This is a genomic window from Actinotignum timonense (genome assembly GCF_030216305.1).
Taxonomy (GTDB): domain Bacteria; phylum Actinomycetota; class Actinomycetes; order Actinomycetales; family Actinomycetaceae; genus Actinotignum; species Actinotignum timonense_A.
Window position 1 is genome coordinate 19,959 of record NZ_JASOKT010000003.1, and the last position, 13,916, is coordinate 33,874.

Below are 13,916 nucleotides of genomic sequence, written 5' to 3' on the forward strand. Positions count from 1 at the left end.
TTTCCTCAGGAGCGCTGCCCCGTGTCTGCCAGTGCGAGGCAGCGCTCCTTCGGTTGCGCGCGGCGCTGTGTTATTTCGGCTTTTTGCGGTTATTTCGCGGCGTGCAGGGCACGCGAGCGGCCCATGACCACCGCCCCACCGGCCAGCAGCAGGAGGGTCGCCGCGCCGATGGAACCGAGTGCCTCGCTGCCGGAAGCGGCCAGGGCCGGTTTGGCGGGTGCCTGGGCGCGCGCTGAAGTGTCCGGGCGCGCGGCCGGGGCAGCAGGGGCCTGCGGCTGTGCCGAAGGTGCAGCGGGCTTCGCAGCCGGAGCCGTGGGAGATCCGGGCTGCGCCGGTGTGCTCGGCTTGGTATCGGGCTTGGTCTCCGGCTTCACGCCGGGCTTGATCTCGGGTTTCACCTCGGGTTGGCCGGGCTTCACCTCAGGAGTGCCGGGTTTCGGAGCATCCGGCCTCGGAGTGGGTACATCCGGTTTGATCTCGGGCGTACCCGGCTTTGTTTCCGGCTGATCGGGCTGTTGCGGTTGTTCCGGCTGCGGAGCCGGCTTCACACCCGGCACATCGGGCTTGGGCGCGTCCGGCTTTGGCACATCGGGCTTCGGTGCCGGGGCCTGCTGGCGAGCCAAGGTGAGTTGCTGCTCGGCGGCATGCAGGGCGACCGTCGCCGCGCCAAGCTTCTTCTTCGCTTCGGCCTGCGCGGACTGCGCTTGCTGCGCTGCTTCGCTCGCCGCAGTGACGGCCTGGGTTGCTTTCTCATGCGCGGCCCGGGCCTGCTCTGCTTTTTCACCGGCGAGCCGCGCCGCCTCGGCAGCCTGCTGCAAGTGCGCCACGCGCTCGTCGTACTTCTGAGCCGCGGCGATCAAACTATCCAGCTGAGCTTGCTGCTGGGCGGCAGCCTTCTTCGCACTATCCAGGTTGCGAGCGGTTTCCTTCTCAGCTTCCCGTGCGGCTTCCAGCTTCATCTCCGCGGCACGCATATCCTTCGTTGCCTGGAGAGCCGCTTCGCTCGCGGCGCTCACATCAGCTTTCGCCGCGGCGAGCTTCTTTTCCGCATCAGCCCAGCCCTGCTTTAGCCCGTCTACCTGGCCCTTGACGTCAGCGAGCTTTTTCGCGGCTTCCGCGTGCTTATCGCGCTCAGCATCATGTGTACCTTGCGCGGCCGTCACCTTCTCATCCTGTGCGGCCTTGATTTTCTCTGCCGCGGCGTTTGCCTCAGTCAATTTTTGCTGAGCATTTTGCAGATTCGTAGTCGCCTGCTTAGCAGCGGTATCCGCCTGCTGCGCGGCAGTTTTCGCCTGAGCAACCGCCTCCTTTTTGCGCGCTACTTCCGCAGTGAGATCTGTAGCCGACTTCTGAGCGTCCTTTAGCTTTTGCTTAGCCTTATCGAGTTCACCGACAGCACTAACGCGTTCCTCTCGCTTCTCCTCTTGCTTGGCGAGAGCCTCATCGCGCTGAGCAGCCATAGCATCATATTTTTGCTTCGCTTCGGTGTAGCTCTTCTGCTTTTCGGCCACCTGCGCTTGCAGTGTAACGAGATCTTTGCGGTGTTCTGCAAGACGCTTATTCAGGGAGTCTTTTATGTTATCCGGAGCGGTTCGCAACGCGAACTCAACCTGTTTTATTTCCTGCTGTTTCGCCGCTACTTCCTTTTGGGCGTTATCAAGCTCCTTTTTCGCATTATCCATAGGAGCCTTGAGTTTCTCCGCAGCTGAGACCTTCTGCGCTGACTCTTGCTGTAACGCTTCAAGTTCGGTAGCCAGCCGAGCTTCTTCCTGCTTCGCCTTTTCAGCTGCAGCTTCGGCTTCCGCCTGAGTTTTCTTGGCTTCCTGCAACTTCGACTCAGCGGCTGCATGCTCTTTCTGGGTGCGTTCCATTTCTTGCTGAGCGGCATCCCGCTCCGCAGCCTTCTCCTCAGCGAGCTTCTTGGCCGCGGCTACCGCGCCGATTTCTGCATCAACCTTGGCCTTGTCCTGCTTGAGCGCCTCGTCGCGCTCGGCTTCGGCCTTGCTCAGTTTCTCCTGCGCTTCGGCCAGCCTAGCCTGTGCGGCTTTTTCTGCTTCTGTCAGCTGCTGGACTTCCTCGCCCAGGCGCTTCTCTACAGCCTTAGCAGCAGCTTCGGCTTCCTCAGCCTTCGTCAAGGCTTGATTGGCGGCCTCCAACTCCGCGGCCTTTTCCTGCGCCAGCTTCTGCTGCTCGCTGAGTTTCTCCGTTGCGCGCTCCAGCTCGGCGGCGGCTTCGTCATGCTTGGTTTTCGCGGCATCGGCGCGCTTGGCAGAATCCTGCGCCTGAGCGCTGGCTTCCTGCAATTGGTTCTTAGCAGCCTGGCCCTCTTCTTTTACCTCATCGACAGCCCGCTGCGCGGCATCGCGTTCTTTCTGCGCAGCGCCAAGTTTTCCTTCGGCTTCCTGAGTAGCAGTAGCAGCGGTGGCCGCCGCATTTTCCGCCTTCTTGAGGTCATCCTGCGCGGCGGAATTCTTCTTGGTGGCCTGATCGAGTTCCGCCTGGCGATTCTGGACTTCCACCTGCGCCGTGACCACATTGCGCTCGGCTTCCTCCACGCTCAGCACGGGACGCGCGGCATCGGCAACGGGCACCTCGCCCGCTCCGGAAACCGGCTGGGCCTGCGCTGCGCCGGCCGGAACAAGTGCAACGGCTACCCCAGCGGTGAGAGCGGTAGCGACGACGCGGTGAGTCTGGGACCTCATCGTTATCCTTTCAAGGAATATACATCTAGGTGAGAGTGGCACCCTTTGCCTGGGCCACGATTTTACGGGGAACAGTTAATGGCAGAAAAGCCAGATTCGGCTTGGAATTTTCTGGGATTTTCTCGGGAATGCCACCGCATTTTCGCCATTCCGCACCCACAAGCCCGCAAATAAGCGGATTATTGGTTAATTGCTATTATTTACATATACCCGCATTATTATTCCTTTAACTAGCGGTCGGGCCTTCTGGCCCATGCCAACCTCACCCCAACCACCACATTTTGTGGCGCAGGTTACTAGAACGCCGTAGACTGGCGGTGGTGCAGGTTCGCTCGTGGGCCGGGTGGCGCCCCGCTGCTGCGGCGTCGTCGTACCAATAACCACGCGGGTACGCACGCCTGCATGAAGGAGGTAACCATGAAACGTTTCGCGCTTGTGCCCGTGGCCTGCGCCGCGGCGTTACTCTTCGGCGCGTGTTCGGGCAGCGCCACGCAATCCGCGCCACCGAACGCCGCGAGCGCACCCGCGAACGCACCCGCAGAAACCGCGAGCGCGGATTCACCCTCGCGCTGCGCGCCGGCGGAAATGGCGACCACGCTGGAGTATCAGGACGGCGGCGCCGGGCATCGGTATTACGTGCTGCGGGTGGAAAATACCGGCCGGGTGCCGTGCTTCATTCCGGCGCAGCTCGAGGTGACGCCCATCAGCGCCAACGGGAATATGTTTACCGAGCCGGCGCCGGCGACCAGCGCGACCGGAGCGGATGTGGTGCTGGAGCCGGGCGAGCGGATCGCCATGGAGGTGGACGCTATTAATCCCGGCGCGTTGTGCCCGGAGAGGACGGTGTCGGGTCTCGATCTTGCGGTGGGGTACACGGGCACCAGCGTGTATTCCGTTTCCCACGGGGAGAAGATGAATTCGTGTTCGTCCGGGGAGGCCACGGTGAAGGTTGGGGATTTTGAGGTGGAGTGAGCGCGGTTGCGACGAGGCTGCGGCGCGGGAACTGGAGCGAAACCGGCGCGTGGGAAACGGCGCGAAACTACTTGGCAACCTCGCACAGTGGATGGTCGGTTCCCCCGCCCGCCTCAATTTGTTCCATCGCATCAAGCAAGCGCCGAGCATTGCGCGGCGAACGCATGGGGTAGACCGTTTCGCGCAGGGAGGTGTACTCGTCCAGCGCGAGGATCACCACGGACGGCTGGCCGCTGCGGGTGATGATCACCGGTTCGCGGTCGTCTACCGCGGATCGCAGAACCTCCGCGTAGTTCGCCAGCGACTCTGAAGACGTCATTGTTTTCATTGCGCACCCCCGGGTACATGCGTGCTATCTACCCGTAGAATAACAGCTGTGCAGCGTTGCACACGCGGGCGCCGCCCGCCGATCCGCGAAGGAGAACCCATGAAACGATTCACTCCCGCAGCCCTGGCCCTCGCGAGCGCCTTCGCGCTCACGCTCGCCGGGTGCACGAATTCTGGCGGTTCGGCCGCGTCACCCGATTCCAGCGCGCCTGCCGCGAGCGCCGCGCCCGCCACCGCTGCTCCCGCACCCGAGTTCGCGGCGCTGGCCAGCTCGGAACTCGCGCTTCCCGATTACCTCGCGCGGGCGGTGCGCGACGGCGACGGCACCTACCCCGGCAAAGAACCCGCCCAAGTCACCGTGCCCTTCACCAACGGCACCGCACTCCTCCACGACACCGAGCGCGGCACCCCCGCGCGCACACCCGTCGCCGCGGGCGCCACCCCGAGCACAAACCTTTTCGAAATCCGGATGGACGATCTGGGCTCCACCACCCTGGGCGGGGTGCCTGTGCGCGGCGTGATTTTTACGAGCAGTATCCGCAGGGCCGGGCCCGAAGCGGCGCCGGAAACTCCGTCGGTCACTTTCGCGTGGTACGACGGCGCCAACCGGCCTATCGCCCAGATTATGCCTGAGGACTACCGGCATGGCAGCGCGCGTGCTCCCCGAGTCGACGTGGTGGATATGCAGCCGGACCAGATCTCCCTGAGCTGGGCGCCGCTGGATAGTTTCGGTGGGCAGGCCAGCGTGCGTGGGCGTTTCACGTGGAACGGAAGCGCGTGGGTCCAGGATCGGGTCGAGTACACGCTGGCCGATGGCAGCGTCGTCGTGCAACCGAAAAACGCCGAGCTGGAAGCGCTGGCAACAGCAGAGAAGGCGCGGGAGGCTGGAATGCCCGGCGAGCTCGCCGGGCGTGTGTTCACGGCGGATACTCGGATCGCCGGGTGTTCGCTGCGCGGGCCGGACTCGATCACGTACTTCCCTTACGCCTCGTTTATTGCGGATAACCGGGCGGATGCGGCGGCGGGCGATGCGCAAGCTGCGAGTGGCGAGCGCGGGCGCTCCTACTGGATCGGGGAGCCCGCGGAAACCAAGCCGGCCGCGGCCACCGATATTCTGTGTGCGCTGGATGGAAATGAGTTCGCCATTTTGGGCGGCAACCGGCGCGAGGCCGCGCAGCTGGTCCCCGAGACCCCGACCAAGCGTTTCGATTCCTACCTGGTGTTGGAGGGCAACCCGGCCGGTGAGGCGCGGCTGAAGGAAATCGTTGCTGCGGAGAACGAATCATGAGTACATACACTGCACGCGCTACCCTCGAGGACGGCTGGTGGGTAGTCGAGGTGGACGAAGTTCCCGGGCTCTTTACCCAAAGTCAAAACCCGGAGGATATTCCGGATATGGTGCGTGATGCCCTTGCGCTCTTCCCCGAAGTGGAACGTAATCCGGCCAGCGCCCGCGTTCGCGTTATCCTTCCGGACTGAGCCAGCCCGCAGCAGACATGGCGAAGGCCGGGGGTCCACGCTCCCCCGGCCTTCTGAAGACTCTCGCGCTAGAACAGCGGATGAAATGGGAACCATCCGGGTTCATCTTGGCTGCGACTGAGCCTGTCCCCAGGAGATAACCAGTCTCCCGGCAGCGGAACGGGTCCACGCCTCCCGTTGCTTTCCGCTGACATGTTCTATATAACCCGAGGTTCCCTAAAATACCATGCACCAAGGCTGGAATTTTCCTGGGAATCTGAGACCGCTTCACCGCACTTGTTAAAGCTAGATACAATAGCCGTTGTTTGTAATACGCCGGGCGGACCCGGCCAGGCCAGCAAAGCCCAGCGCGCCTCGCCAGGCCCAGCAGAGCCCAGCGAGGCCTCGCCAGGCCTCGCCAGGCCCAGCCGAACCGCGCGGGCCCAGCACAACCGGGCCCGCACCCCGGCCCACACATATCGCGTTCCAAAGAAGGGAAGAGCCGTGCCGCATATGAACGTCGAGTCCTTCAACCTCGACCACCGGAAAGTTTCCGCACCTTACGTGCGGGTTGCCGATATCAAACACCTGCCGCACGGGGACGTCCTCACCAAATACGACATCCGCTTCTGCCAGCCCAATAAAGAACACCTGACCATGCCGGTTATCCACTCCATCGAGCATTCCTTCGCCGAATACTCCCGCAATCACAGCGACGCCGTGGTCGATTTCTCCCCGATGGGCTGCCAAACCGGCTTCTACCTGCTGCTGGCCGCCGAACCGGACGTGCCCGCCACCTGCGACCTGGTGGAACAAACCTTCCGCGATATCCTGGCCGCCACCGAAGTCCCGGCCGCGAACGAAGTCCAATGCGGTTGGGGCGCCAACCACAACCTCAAAGCCGCCCAGGAAGCGGTAGCCGCCATGCTCGCCGGGCGCGAAACCTGGGAACAGGTGATGGCCAAGTGAGCCCTACCCGCACCCGCTCCCTCGCCCCCGGCAAGACCCGGGCACGCGCCCTCATTATCGCAGCTCAAGACGAAGAAATCGTGCCGGTCCTCGCCGCCCTGCGCGCCGAACCTTTCTACGCCACCACCCCGGCCACCGCCGAATCCCTCCAGCCCATCTTCCCCACCGAACTGCGCGGGGCATCCGGTGTGAACGTGCCCACCGCCCTCGGCCCGATTCTCTGCATGCGCACCGGTGTGGGCCTGGTCGCCACCGCCTGCGCGCTCGGCTGGGCACTCTTCCGCTACCGCCCCGAAGTCATTATCTCGGCCGGGTCCGCCGGTGGCCTGGCTGCTGATATCCGGGTGGGCGACGTCGTCGCCGGAACCCGCTACCGTTACGGCCGCGCGGACGCAACCGTCTTCGGATACGCACCCGGGCAGGTCCCCGGCGCCCCCGAATTCTTCGAAGGCGATGCCACCCTGCTCGCCGCCGTCCCCGAGAACATCCGGCGCGGCGAAATCCTCTCCTCCGATGCCTTCGTCACGGCCGCGAACGTGGAAGACACCCGCACCCGCTTCCCCGATGCGCTCCTCACCGATATGGAATCGACCGCCGCCGCGCACACCGCCGCGCTCGCGGGAATTCCCTTCCTCACGATTCGTTCCGCCTCCGACCTGTGCGGCCCGCAGGCCGGGATCGACTACCACATCGGCATCGACGAAGCCGCCGACCTCTCCGCCCGCGCGGTCACGGCCACGCTCGCGCGCCTCGCGGAAATCACGCCGTGGCTCGGCACCTCCGCGGGTGGCTCGCGCGCCCGCCGCCTCACGCCGCGTTTCTCCCACCTCGCGCTCGAAGCCGCGATTCTCTACATTTTCGGCCGTGTCCACACCCCTGAGGGCGACGACGCCGCGGCGCCCGCCGCCTCGCTTGACGCGGATATGGTTGCGGATGTGCGCACAGCGCTCGAAGATTCTGAGTTGGACGTGGAGGAGGTGCTCGCCTGCATTGCCCGGGCCCAGGGCGCGATTGCGGCCGACCCGCACCTCACCCTCACAGCAAAGCAGTACGACGCCGAACGCCTGGCCGTCACGGAACTTGCGGGAGCGGAATCCGGGCGCGGGAAACTGACCTGGCCGCCCACTTCACAAACCGTCATTAAGCGTTTCTCCGGATATTGGAACGAGGCACTCCAGGCGGTTGGCCTGGCGGTGAGCAACGGACGCAAGCGCGGGGCCTTGAAATTTGACCGGGAGGACTACGTGGATGCGCTGCGCAGCCACGCCATCGCGGCGCGGCGGAACGGCAAAACCGTCAGCTACAACGGGTACGTAGAGTGGCTGGCCGATTCGGGCAACCAGGGCACCTACCCCTCCGGGGCCGCCATCCGCCAGCGCTTTGGTTCGTGGTCCGCGGCGCTGGCGGAAGCCGGGATTAGCTAGCCGGCGCGGCCGTGCGGCGCGCGGCAACGTGGCCCGGCCGTTGCCGGAACTGACCGGGCCGTACGCGCGCTTAGTACACCTCGGTGGCGCCCACTTGGTCCAGCATCCACGCCACTTCCTCGGCACGCTCGCGCCAGGCGTCGTAGCGCCCGGTTTTCCCGGCGTGCCCGGCCACCATCTCGATGCGCTCCAGGATGGGGCGCTCCGGGTTGGGCTTCGTTTTCTCGCGCAGCACCTGGACCCACTTGGTGGGCTCCACGTACAGCACCCGAATATCGTTGAGGGACGTGGTAGCCAGCACCGCCGGGTACTCCACCCCTTCGCGTACATTCTCCACCGGGCTGTACTCCTTCATATAGGCGTACACCTCCGGGGAAGCCACCGGGTTGCCCCATTCTTCCCACTCGCCCACCGTGAGCGGGAGTTCCGGCTTGAGGATGGTGGTCAGCGCATCCACGAAAGGCACCGCGGCATGCACGGCCCGGAATAGCTCCGGGGCCTGGTTGATCGCCGCGCCGATGAGCAGGCCGCCGGCGCTCCCGCCTTCGGCCACGAGCCGGTCAGGTGCCACCCAGCCGGAGTCGATAAGCCACCGTGCCGAATCCACGAAATCGTTAAATGTGTTTTTCTTGCGGAGGAGTTTTCCGTCGTCGTACCACTGGCGCCCCAGTTCACCGCCGCCGCGGATATGCGACCACCCGATAACGACGCCGCGATCCAGCAAACTCAGGCGGTAAATCGAGAAATAGGGCTCGTTGGACACTTCGTAACTGCCGTAACCGTAGAGGTAGCCGGGGTTGGTGCCGTCCGGGTGTATATCGGCGCGGCGCACCACCGTGAGCGGGATTTCCACGCCATCGCGGGCGGTCACCCACACCGCGTCCTGGGTGTAGAGCGAGGGGTCGTAGCCCGGGATGTCGAGGGTGCGCAGGACTTCAATATCGCCAGTGAGCGGGTCGAAGGCCTTTTGGGTGGGCGGTTCCAGAATGGACTGCTCGGTGAACACCACCCGGGAGGTGAACCAATTGCCCTCCGGGTAGGTTTCCACGAAGCTGCCCTCGCCGGTGGGGATGGCCACCGGGGTGGACCAGCCGTGATTGGTAGCCGGTGCGGCCGGCGTTTCCGCGGCCGGTTGGGCGGGCGCCACGGTGGCGGCGTCGTCGTTCCCGGAAACGGTCCCGGAATCGGAGGTGACCGCTAAGGGCGGCGTCGAACCGATGGCGCTGGCGGCAGAAAGTGGACGTTCCCGGCGCATGACCCGCAGCTGCGTTTGGCCTTCGGAGCGCATCGAGATGACGGCGTGGCCGGCGTAAGCCTCCACGTAATCGACGCGCTCGCCTTCCTCGGGCACGAAAATGGGGTCCCATTCTTCCGGGGTGGAGGTGCGCAGTGGCGCGGAAGCGACCTCGAAATCGGGGCGGTTGGCGTTGTGGACGATGAGGACCTGGTCGCCGGCCGGTTCGGCGGTGTATTCCAAGCCCTCGCGGCGGTCGAGGATCTTGACGCGCTGCTCGATATTCTCCGTGGAAATAAACCGCACATCCGAGGAGGTCACCGAGGCGGAGCGGATAATAATCCACTTGCCGTTGCGGGATTGTTCGTGATCGACGGAGAAGCGCTCGTCGTTTTCCTGGAAGAGGATCGTGTCGTTGAAATCGCCGATGCGGTGGAGGTTGACCTGCCACTGGCGCCACGAATCGTCCACGCGGGAATAGGCCACCGCGCTGGAATCGGCCATCCAGGCCAGGCCGTAGCCGATATTGCGCACCGAATCGTCCACGATCTGGCCGGTTTCGATATCGAAAATGCGCAGGGTGAAATGCTCATCGCCGGTGAAATCCACGCTCATCGCGCCGAGCTTGCCGTCCGGGGAGGGCATGAAGCCGCCGCAGAGGAAGAATTCTTCCCCGAGGGCGAGTTCGTTGCCGTCCCAAACCGGGAATTCCGGGAAAGACGTGTTGAGGTCCGGGCGGGCGGCGCCGCGCGCGGGGGTGCGGAACATCGCCGGGTACTGCCGGTCCTGGAAAGTGCGCCGGTAGTACCACCAATCCCCCACGCGGTAGGGCAGGGCGCGGTCGGCTTCCTTGGTGCGCGCCTTGAATTCGGCCACTAGGTTATCGCGTAGATCGCCAAGCCCCGCGGTTTGCTCCCGGAAATAGGCGTTTTCAGCGTCGAGGAGCGCGCGGACATCCGGATCGGATTTATCGCGCAGCCACTCGTAGTTATCGACGTAGGTGTCGCCGTGGAAAGTACGTTCGGTAGGGATCTTCTTCGCAATCGGGCCGATAGTCATGGAGGGATTCTACTGGAGATGCGGGGGTTGTTGCGCGCGGGCGGTTGGTGGGCGCGGGCGTGAGGTACGACGGCGCAGCCGCCGGCCACCGCGGACCCCGCCACGTTAGTGGACGGAAGAGAGTGGGGACCTCACAAACCTCAGCAGTCACACCAGCACCTGGGGAGGGGGCACGTGTTGTCAGAGATGTACTTCGCATGTACGACATTTGCAGTACACTTCGGAAAAACACCCCGTGCCCAGCGGAGAAAACGAGGACCGGCCCTGGACTACTCCGAGGAGCAGCGGTACCGGTCTTGGTGGAATAACCCTACCAGATCATTAAGGAAACGCAAGCCCCTGTGGATTCTAGTCAGAATCTAGGAGCTTTGAGCAGGTCGCGGGCGGTTGAGTAGCTTTCTCCGCTGCCGGTTTTCCGGCTTCCGAACGGAACTACGCGCGGTCAGCCGCGGCGGGAGAATTCGCGGGAGCGGGCGACGGCGAGGGAGTCGACCAGCTCGTTGGCGGCGTCGCCGGCGTGGCCCTTGACCCACTCCACTTCGGTGCGGCCGGTGCGGGCTTCGTAAAGATTAAGGAGGCGCTCGACGAGATCACGGTTCTTCACCGGTTTGCCGTCCGCCTTCTTCCAGCCCTTCGCACGCCAACCGCGCGCCCACTTCGTCATCACATTAATGACGTATTGCGAATCAGCACGAATAAGCAGCGGAGCCTGGGGTCCGTGCTGAGCCGCCACATATTCCAAACCCTCGATGAGCGCCGTCAGCTCCATAATATTATTCGTGGTGCGGGCCGCGCCTCCACTGTTCCGCGCCCCGCTGAGCTGCTCCACCCAGGCCCAGCCGCCCGGCCCCGGATTACCCGAGCACGCCCCATCGGTGGCGAGCACCGCGGCAAAACCCGGGCGGGGGCTGCCGACCGGGCTACCGCCACCGGCCGGCTGGGCCGGAGCGGGGCTGGCTGCGGCGTCGTCGTACCCCTCAACCTCTTCACCCACGCCCGCGAGCGGCAACACGCCCTGCACCTCGTTATCCACAGGCTCCGCAGCGCCGGTGCCGCTCGCATCGGTATCCACAACCGCGCGCAGCAAGCGCTCAGAATCCGCGTGCCACAGCGCCCCGCTTTCGCGCCCCACATCAGCTAAACCGTGGCGGGAAGCGAGCGGCGAGGGCGCGGCGCCGTCGGCCAAACCTAAAAGTTCGAGGGCGGCGAGGGTAGTGAAGGTATCCGTGCCGCAACGTTCGGCCAATTCAGCGGTTGTTAACCAGGTTGTCATAGCTTTAGGTTAGCGTGCCGGGCGGCGCGGCCACGCATTCCCCGGGGATACCGCGAAGTTATCCACAGGGGCGGGCGCGGGCGCACGCGGCCACGGGCCCTGTGCATACGCGCACGAAAACCGTTTCTGCCCGGTACCCTTGTACTAGGGAACCCTGTTCGGACCCAGAATAAGGAGAATAATGCTCAACCTAGCTGAATATCGCGACGCCCTGAAGCTCGACGACGAGTGGCCCGCGCCCGCCGCCTCGAAGCGCACCGACCGGGAACTTTTTGAGATTGCCTTCGGCGGCCTGGAAGGCAACCTGGCGAAAATGACCGACCGGGAGCTCTTCACCGAACTCAACCACCGCCTCATCCAGCGCGATCCTGAAGAAGTCAGCGAGGAGGTCTCGCGCGCGATTGACGTGCTGCTATACCGGCTGTCCGGCTACCTGGGGCGCACCGAGGCCCGCCACCTGGCTCGTATTTCTGACATGATGCCCGAATCCGAATACCCGGCCCGGGATAAGACCGTGATTTGGCGCGGGGATGCGCGGGAACTCGTGGTGGACGCGGTGGTCAACGGGGCGCGCCCCAATCTGCTGGGCTACCGCGATTACAATAAGCCCTCCATCGACCAGGCCATTCACGGCCAGGCCGGCCCGTGGCTGCGCAATGATTGCGCCACGCTGTACTCGATGTCGGATCGCGAACTGGAACCGGGCGAAGCGGCGCTCACTCGCGGGTATCGCCTGCCGGCGCGCTACGTGCTCCACACCCTGCCGCCCACGGTGGAAGGTGAGGTCACGGATGCGGATCGTGCGGCGCTGGCCAGCTGCTACACTCGCTGCCTCGACCTGGCGTCAGAAAAGGGCGATATTACTTCGGTGTCCTTCTGCTCGCTGGCCACCGGTCATTCGCATTTCCCCTTCGCGGAAGCCACGCGGATCGCGCTGGATACCGTGGCGCAGTGGCTGCACCAGAATCCGCGCTCGAATGTGAATCTGGTGGTCTTTGATATCTTCGCTGATGAAGATGCGGAACATTTCGTGCGCACGATTGAGCGCTGGGTGGAGGAATAATGAGCCAGGGAACTCCTGACTCCGTGGATCGCGGCCAATCTGGGTTCCAGGGTCAGTACGGTACGCCCGCAGCGGCGGGTTCGGGTGCGGGCGTGGGCCCGGATCCGAGCGTCGGTGCAGCCGCGGGCGCTGGTACCGGCCCGGCTTCTGGCACGGGCGCTGCTACCGGCGCCGCCCCGGCGTGGCCGCCTTCCACACCTCCCGCACCTGCTGGGGAAGAAGAACAGCATCCCAGCAGCCGCGGGTTCTGGGTGATGATCACCGTGCTGGCGATTATTGCCCTGGTGGTTTTCGCGGTGCTGCTTACCCTCGGTTCGTCCAACGGGCGTTTCGGGGGCAGCGCCGCGCCGCATCCCACCGCAACCGCCACCGCGCCGGCCACTCCCGGCGCGGGGCAGGGCGGACTGAACACCACGCCCGGCCCCGTCGAGACGCGCTACACCCAGCTCGCCACGGACCGCGGTTGGGTGGCCGGTCAGGATTACATTCCCACCCAGCCCGATGAGATTCGCACCCAGCTCCAGGCCCTGCCGCAGCTGGAAACTGCCTCCGGGCAAACCGCCGGGGACCCGAAGGCCCCCGTGCACGTGACGATCTACTCCGATTACGCCTGCAGTTTCTGCAATAAACTCCACGCCGAATCCGTGCCGCAGCTCCTGGAGCTGGCCAAGAAGGGCGATATTTACCTCGCGTACGTGCAGGTCCCGATTTTCAAGGACACCGTGTCCAGTGATCGCGCAGCCGCCGCCGCGCACGCGGCCGGATTGCAGGGCAAGTTCTGGGAGTATTCTTCTCTTCTTTTCGACGGCGCAGCTGCCGCCGGCCACGACCCTGACAAAGCATCGTCGATGTTCTCCGATGAGAACCTCGATGCTTATGCCACCCAGCTGGGTTTGGACGTGGAAGTTTTCCGGGCCGCGCGTGACAGCGCGGAAACCACCAGCTTCATTGCCGCCCAGGAATCCTTGGGGCTAGAAACCCTCGGCCTGCGCGGCACCCCCGCGATTATTATCAACGGCACCGCGAGCACCGGCTACCAGCCACTCACCGCAATCACCAATACGATTGAGCTCGAAAAAGCGCTGGTAGACGCGGCGGGTTAACGGGCTGAACAGCTACGCGGCGCGCGATATGCTCGCCACATTCACCACGCTGCCGGTGGTCCTCTCCGCCCCGCTGTTCTACGAGCTCAGCTCCGCGCCCACGTACCTCCAGGTCATCGCGCGCTGCAACCCGCTCACGTATCACGTGCAGTGGATGCGCGCACCGGCGGCTGCGGATGTTGTGTACGCACTTCTCTGGGTTGGAACGACGACGGCGCTAGCCCGCTACGCCCTCAGCCGCGCAGATAGGCTCAGCTCCGAGCGGTAACCTCTCCGAGCCTGCGGCGCGAAGCACAAACTAAAGCTGAACACCTCACGAAACGCACTCGCGC

Annotated in this window: 12 protein-coding genes; 8 read left to right on the plus strand and 4 right to left on the minus strand. The window is 64.5% G+C overall.

The window, feature by feature from the left end; genetic code table 11:
* Positions 1 to 89: 89 nt before the first annotated feature.
* Entirely contained in the window at positions 90 to 2,702 is a 2,613-nt protein-coding gene (locus QP305_RS02825) for a hypothetical protein (protein ID WP_284903875.1), read from the minus strand.
* Between the two features lie 417 nt (positions 2,703 to 3,119).
* Here QP305_RS02825 and QP305_RS02830 point away from each other — a divergent pair, with 417 nt between their 5' ends.
* Entirely contained in the window at positions 3,120 to 3,674 is a 555-nt protein-coding gene (locus tag QP305_RS02830) for a DUF4232 domain-containing protein (protein WP_284903877.1), read from the plus strand.
* A 67-nt stretch (positions 3,675 to 3,741) separates the two neighbouring features.
* Here the strand turns inward: QP305_RS02830 and QP305_RS02835 are convergent, their stop codons facing one another.
* The gene (locus QP305_RS02835; RefSeq protein ID WP_350309592.1) at positions 3,742 to 3,993 is read right to left on the minus strand and encodes a type II toxin-antitoxin system Phd/YefM family antitoxin; all 252 of its coding nucleotides are present in this window, start codon (positions 3,991 to 3,993) and stop codon (positions 3,742 to 3,744) included.
* Positions 3,994 to 4,101: 108 nt separating this feature from the next.
* Here QP305_RS02835 and QP305_RS02840 point away from each other — a divergent pair, with 108 nt between their 5' ends.
* The 4 genes from QP305_RS02840 to mtnN all read left to right on the plus strand — a co-directional run bounded on the left by QP305_RS02840 (position 4,102) and on the right by mtnN (position 7,852).
* Complete coding sequence (locus tag QP305_RS02840; RefSeq protein WP_284903881.1) at positions 4,102 to 5,289, plus strand: hypothetical protein; 1,188 nt, start codon at positions 4,102 to 4,104, stop codon at positions 5,287 to 5,289.
* On the plus strand, positions 5,286 to 5,480 hold the full coding sequence (locus tag QP305_RS02845) for a type II toxin-antitoxin system HicB family antitoxin (protein ID WP_284903883.1): 195 nt from the start codon (positions 5,286 to 5,288) through the stop codon (positions 5,478 to 5,480). The genes QP305_RS02840 and QP305_RS02845 overlap by 4 nt, the downstream gene beginning before the upstream one ends.
* A gap of 492 nt (positions 5,481 to 5,972) precedes the next feature.
* Positions 5,973 to 6,428, plus strand: coding sequence for an S-ribosylhomocysteine lyase (locus QP305_RS02850; protein ID WP_434736383.1), 456 nt, complete (start codon positions 5,973 to 5,975; stop codon positions 6,426 to 6,428).
* The gene (gene mtnN, locus QP305_RS02855) at positions 6,425 to 7,852 is read left to right on the plus strand and encodes a 5'-methylthioadenosine/S-adenosylhomocysteine nucleosidase (RefSeq protein WP_284903887.1); all 1,428 of its coding nucleotides are present in this window, start codon (positions 6,425 to 6,427) and stop codon (positions 7,850 to 7,852) included. Before QP305_RS02850 ends, mtnN begins: the two co-directional genes overlap by 4 nt.
* A gap of 70 nt (positions 7,853 to 7,922) precedes the next feature.
* On the opposite strand, the gene QP305_RS02860 is transcribed toward mtnN, so the two are convergent.
* Together QP305_RS02860 and QP305_RS02865 are read right to left on the minus strand one after the other, a co-directional pair.
* Entirely contained in the window at positions 7,923 to 10,145 is a 2,223-nt protein-coding gene (locus QP305_RS02860) for a S9 family peptidase (RefSeq protein WP_284903889.1), read from the minus strand.
* Between the two features lie 442 nt (positions 10,146 to 10,587).
* A complete protein-coding gene (locus QP305_RS02865; RefSeq protein ID WP_284903891.1) occupies positions 10,588 to 11,418 on the minus strand; it encodes a ribonuclease H family protein in 831 nt (276 codons plus the stop codon).
* Positions 11,419 to 11,599: 181 nt separating this feature from the next.
* On the opposite strand from QP305_RS02865, the gene QP305_RS02870 reads away from it, so the two are divergent.
* Genes QP305_RS02870 through QP305_RS02880 form a run of 3 tightly spaced genes read left to right on the plus strand, consistent with a single transcriptional unit; the run spans position 11,600 to position 13,852 of the window.
* A complete protein-coding gene (locus QP305_RS02870; protein ID WP_284903893.1) occupies positions 11,600 to 12,481 on the plus strand; it encodes a macro domain-containing protein in 882 nt (293 codons plus the stop codon).
* Positions 12,481 to 13,584 (plus strand): DsbA family protein, encoded by a 1,104-nt coding sequence (locus QP305_RS02875; protein ID WP_284903896.1) that lies wholly within the window; start codon positions 12,481 to 12,483, stop codon positions 13,582 to 13,584. The genes QP305_RS02870 and QP305_RS02875 overlap by 1 nt, the downstream gene beginning before the upstream one ends.
* A gap of 28 nt (positions 13,585 to 13,612) precedes the next feature.
* Positions 13,613 to 13,852 (plus strand): hypothetical protein, encoded by a 240-nt coding sequence (locus QP305_RS02880; protein ID WP_284903897.1) that lies wholly within the window; start codon positions 13,613 to 13,615, stop codon positions 13,850 to 13,852.
* Positions 13,853 to 13,916 lie beyond the last annotated feature (64 nt).